At 74.4% G+C, this 4,560-nt stretch carries 7 protein-coding genes and 1 pseudogene; all 8 read right to left on the bottom strand.

The window, feature by feature from the left end; all coding sequences use genetic code 11:
• On the bottom strand, window positions 1-1,283 hold a 1,283-nt coding region (gene repSA / locus CUT83_RS20495), incomplete at its 3' end, for a replication initiator protein RepSA (protein WP_101255828.1).
• An 8-nt stretch (window positions 1,284-1,291) separates the two neighbouring features.
• The gene (locus CUT83_RS20490) at window positions 1,292-1,474 is read right to left on the bottom strand and encodes a hypothetical protein (RefSeq protein WP_101255827.1); all 183 of its coding nucleotides are present in this window, start codon (window positions 1,472-1,474) and stop codon (window positions 1,292-1,294) included.
• A 95-nt stretch (window positions 1,475-1,569) separates the two neighbouring features.
• Entirely contained in the window at window positions 1,570-1,887 is a 318-nt protein-coding gene (locus CUT83_RS20485; RefSeq protein WP_101257310.1) for a SpdD protein, read from the bottom strand.
• A 25-nt stretch (window positions 1,888-1,912) separates the two neighbouring features.
• Window positions 1,913-2,101, bottom strand: a complete 189-nt coding sequence (locus CUT83_RS20480) for a mobile element transfer protein (RefSeq protein WP_093654352.1) — start codon at window positions 2,099-2,101, stop codon at window positions 1,913-1,915.
• A gap of 2 nt (window positions 2,102-2,103) precedes the next feature.
• Entirely contained in the window at window positions 2,104-2,286 is a 183-nt protein-coding gene (locus CUT83_RS20475; protein WP_101257309.1) for a hypothetical protein, read from the bottom strand.
• An 18-nt stretch (window positions 2,287-2,304) separates the two neighbouring features.
• On the bottom strand, window positions 2,305-3,018 hold the full coding sequence (locus CUT83_RS20470; RefSeq protein WP_101257308.1) for a DUF2637 domain-containing protein: 714 nt from the start codon (window positions 3,016-3,018) through the stop codon (window positions 2,305-2,307).
• A 79-nt stretch (window positions 3,019-3,097) separates the two neighbouring features.
• A complete protein-coding gene (locus CUT83_RS20465; protein WP_101257307.1) occupies window positions 3,098-4,438 on the bottom strand; it encodes an FtsK/SpoIIIE domain-containing protein in 1,341 nt (446 codons plus the stop codon).
• Between the two features lie 5 nt (window positions 4,439-4,443).
• Window positions 4,444-4,560 (bottom strand): annotated as a pseudogene (locus CUT83_RS31795) (SCO3933 family regulatory protein); the annotation flags it as partial.

The following is a 4,560-nucleotide window of genomic DNA, read 5'->3' as shown; positions in this document are numbered from 1 at the left end:
GCGGTGTGGCCGTGCCCGGCGTAGGCCCAGTGGGCGACGGTCAGCACGGTCGCCTCGGGGTGGGCGTCGGGGTCGGGCAGGCCGAGGGCGGCGCGTTGTTCGGCGGCGCGGTAGTCGGCGCGGACTTGGCGCAGCGCGCCGAGGGTGGTGGAGTAGCGGCGGGATTTGGTGGAGAAGTGGCCGCGGAAGCCGAGCATGTGCGCCCACTGGCGCAGCTTGCGGTCCGGGTAGAGCCGGTGCAGGTCGAGGCAGGCCGCGATCAGCCGCTTGGGATGCTCGGGAATGTCCAGCAGATCGAGGGCTTCGGTGTTGCCGATCCGGTGGTCTACCGTGCCGGTGGTCTCGGCGGCTTTGGTGGCGTACTTGGCGACGTAGGAGGCGACGGCCTGTTCGGTGATCTCCCCGCCGTCGAAGGCGCTGATGGGCTGGATGTCGAGCTGGGTGCCCCAGCGCAAGGTTCGGGCGGGCTGGGTGCCGGCGGCGGGCACGGTGACGGCGACGCGGGCGGCGGCGGCGCGGATGGCGTTGGTCAGCAGCTCCACGGTGGCCCACTGGGGCGGGGCGGAGTCGGGTCCGTCGGGGCCGTCGAAGCGGATGACGGCGTGGAAGTGGACCGCGCCCCGGCGCTGGTACTCGGCGACCTTGCCGAAGGCCACCCGGAGCACCTGGTGGCAGGCTTTCTGGGTCCGTCCGGTCTGGCGGGCGACTTCCCGGCGCAGGTAGATGGTGAAGTACCGCCACAGCTCGGAGGCGTGGTTGTTCCACAGCACCGCGCCCGCGTAGTCGTAGGTGTCGGGGTCGAGCGGGGTGCCCAGCTCGGGCGCGTTCTCGCGGTGGCGGGCACCGCAGCGGCACCGGCCGCGGGCGGGACGGTTGTGCACCGGGCCGAAGGACGGTGCGGTGAGGGTGGCGAAGACGCGGGGGTGGTCGCGGACGGCCTCGGCCACGCCCTTGGAGCGGTCGCCGGTCAGTCCGGCGCGGATGAGGTGAAAGGTGTCTCCGGCGTAGGTCCAGGCGCAGGACGGGCAGCGCGAGGCGCGGCGGTTGCCGCAGGCCACCCGCAGGCGTCCGCCGGGCTCACCGTCGGTGGAGTAGGCGTGCAGGACGGTGCCGGTGGTGCGGTCGAGGGTCTTGGTGGAGCCGGTCAGGTGGATGGGGTCGGCGCAGCCGCCGGTGCGGCGCACCTGCTCTTGCCAGCGGTCAAAGCCGGGGGACCCGGCCACCCGCAGGAAGTCCTGCCAGGTGATCGGGTCCACTCCCGCCAGCGTGGCGGCGTCGGTCATGGGCGCGGTCACCGCCCGGCGCGGATCAGGACGGTGGCGCGGGGGGCGTGGCCGGTGCCTCGGCAGGCCGGGCAGACCACGCGGACGGTCACGCGGGTGCCGTCGCGGTGGCGGGTGCCGGTGGTGATGGCCACGGCCGGGAAGCCGTCGCAGTCGCGGCAGATCGGCCGGTGCGGAGCGTGCTGGGGCATGATGAGGTCCTCTCTTTCGGATCTGCGGATCTGGAAGGGAAAGGAGGCGTCCGGGGCGGCGGAAACTTGGCGGTTGAGGCCGCCCCGGAGGCCGTTCAGCGGCGGTGCTGGTTGTTGAGCAGGGAGCGCAGGACGACCGCGCACACCGCCACGGAAGTGGCGGTGACGGCGACGGCCAGGAGCAGCGAGACCAGCACCGTGCCGACGACCAGGACGGCGGCGGTGCCACCGGCGGCGACGGCGACCAGGGCGCCGGGGGTGAGCTGGAGGACCGGCCGGGACGGCACCGGAACCGGGGCGGGCGCGGTGGCCGGAGTCGGGTCCGGGTCGGCGGGGACCAGCGACACAGCCGGGGACGGGGCCGCGGGCGTGGCCGTGTAGGTGTCGGGCGGCGGGTAGGTGGGGCGGAACATCGACATCGCAGGTTCTCCTCTCGGGTCAGGCGGTGCAGCGGTGGGTGCGGGCGGCCAGCTCGGCGGCCGAGCGGCTGTGGTAGTCGGCGGAGAAGCCGCAGCGCGGGGCGGTGCAGGCGGCGGTGTGCTTGTCGCGGCCCCGGCCGTCGTAGTAGGTGCCGACCTGGACCGGGCCGACGCGGAGCACGTCGCGGAAGCGGTTCGGGCGCGGCATGATCACTCCTTCCGGTGGGCGGTGGGGTCGGGGTAGCGGGCCAGGATGTAGGCCACCTCGTCGGGGTCGGTGGTGCGGTCGGCGGCTTCCTCGGCGAGCCACCGGGCCAGCTCGGGGCGGCCGGTGTCGGCCATCTCGCGGGCGGCGTCGAGGAAGTCGGAGCGGTCGGGTTCACGTCCGGCCATGGCGGATCAGTCCTCCTGTCAGGCGAGCTGGGTGGCGATGGCGTCGGCCATCGGGGCGGGCACCCCGAGGCGGGCGCGCAGGGTGTCGGGGTCGATGGGTGTGCCGGTGCGGGCGCGGTGGGCGTCGGCGACCTTGCGGGCGTGCTCGACCAGCGCGGCCGGAACCGGCGGAGCAGCCGGAGCCGGGTCGGCAACCGGGGCCGGTTCGGGCGCGGCCGGGGCGGGGTCGAGTTCGAGGACCGGGTCCGGCTCGACGGCCGGGGCGGCCGGTTCCGGTGCGCGTTCGACGACCGGGGCAGCCGAGGGCTCCGATGCAGTGGCCGGCGCATCCGGCTCCTGCTCCGGGGCCGGGTCGGTGTCGGGGGTGGTGTGGGCCAGCAGGGTGCCGCCGAAGAAGGCCAGCGCGGGCCATCCGGCCACCAGGATCCGCAGCCAGGCGGGCACGTCACCGAGGTCGAGGAGCCCGGCGGTGGCGACGTTCGCACCCAGCGAGGCCGCCAGGGCGATGACGAACCAGCACCAGGCCGAGCCCGCCGGACGGTCGGCGGCTTGCAGGGTGCGGATGCGGTGCCAGGCGGCGACCAGCAGCAGATCCACCGAGATGGGGTAGGCCCAGGCTTTCCAGCCGTCCTGCCCGGCCGCCGCCGCCAGGTCGTGCAGGTGGGCAAACGACAGGGCACCGGCGATGACGGCCTGGATCAGCACGGCGTCGAGGCGGAGTTTGGTGCGCACGGGGAACACCTCCTTTCAGACATGGCAGGGGTAGGGACACGGCGCGAAGACGGCCGCGCCCACCGGTGGGGAGAGGGGGTTAGTCGGTGACCGGGGCCGGTTTGACCAGCGACGGCCGCTCATCCGCATCCGGCACGGCCGGGGCGGCGGGCCGCCAGGCAGCGAGGGCCGGAAGGTCGGGGGTGAGGTGGACGAAGGTGCGGCAGACGGCCGCCGCCGCGTCCGGGGCGATCTCCACGGTGCGGATGCGGGACCAGGCGCCGGAGGCGTCCCCGGCCACGGCCAGGCCGGGCCGGTCCGGGGCGATGGTGGTGGCCACCGGAATGGCCTCGGGGGCGATGTCGTTCAGCCCCATCTCGGCGGTCTGCTTGTCGTTGACCCGGTGCACCACCCGCCCGGTGAGCTGCGCGCGCAGCAGGGTGGCGCCCTTGCCCAGGTCCGAGCCGAAGCGCTGGCCGCAGATCTCCAGATAGATGCCGACCGCGCGGGCCATCTGCGCCAGCCGCACCAGGGACGTGACCATCTCATCCCGCCGCGCTTCGTCCTTCTTGGCCGCGACCAGGAACAGCTCGGCCACCTCATCCACCAGCACCACCACCGGCACCGGCCGCAATTCGGCGGGCAGGTCCCACAGGTCCGAGGCCCCGTGCTCGCTGAGCAGGCCGAAGCGCTCCTCCATCACCCCGACCAGGGCGGCCAGCAGGCCGGAGGCCTCATCCGGGGTGGTGGCCAGGGCCGAGAGCCGCGGGGAGAAGCGGCGCTGCTCCACCCCGCGCTTGCAGTCGATGCCGACCAGCGCCACCGGCCGCCCGGCCAGTGCGGTGATCAGGTTGCGCAGATACATCGACTTGCCCGACTGATTCGCGCCCAGCGTCAGCGCGTGCGGAATGGCCCGGTAATCGCGCACGAACGCGGTGCCGTCCTCGCGCAGCGCCACCGGCACCACCAGCGCACCGGTGGGCAGGCCCCGGCGCGGCATCCGCACCCGCTTGAGGACGTCGTAGCCGGTCATCCGCAGCTCCACCACACCGGGCTTGACCTCGGCCACGTGGACGGCGTGCACGCCCCAGGCGTGGCGCAGCCGCACCGAGGCCGCCGCCACATCGGCCGGTTCCAGCCCGGCCGGAAGCCGCAGCCGCACCCGCAGCCCCGTCGCGCTGGGCCGCACCCGCACGATCCGGGGAGCCACCGGGCGGACCTCCCGGCGGGTCACCGTCCGGGTCAGGAAGGCCCGCGCCCGCGACGGGGTGACGGTCAGCCCGCACACCTCCATCGTGGCCGCATAGCTCAGGTGCAGCCGCACCCAGGCGACCGGCAGCCCGGCCAGCAGCCAAAACAGGGCCGGGAACCGGCGGCGAGCGAGCAGCCCGCCACCGGCCACCACGGCGACCACCAGCACCACAGCGGTCAGGTTCGACATGCCGCTCAGCCCTGCACCGTCGCCGGGACCATCGGGGTGATGGCCACCGCGCGGAAGGAGATGCCCTGCCGCTTCTCGCCGTTGAAGACGTTCTCCCACTCCCGCGCCCGCAGCCCGGTCAC

Origin of the sequence: Streptomyces barkulensis (assembly GCF_002843305.1) — a bacterium.
GTDB lineage: Bacteria > Actinomycetota > Actinomycetes > Streptomycetales > Streptomycetaceae > Streptomyces > Streptomyces barkulensis.
Note: the sequence above shows the minus strand (reverse complement) of the source record. Positions and strands in the feature narration are given on the sequence as shown.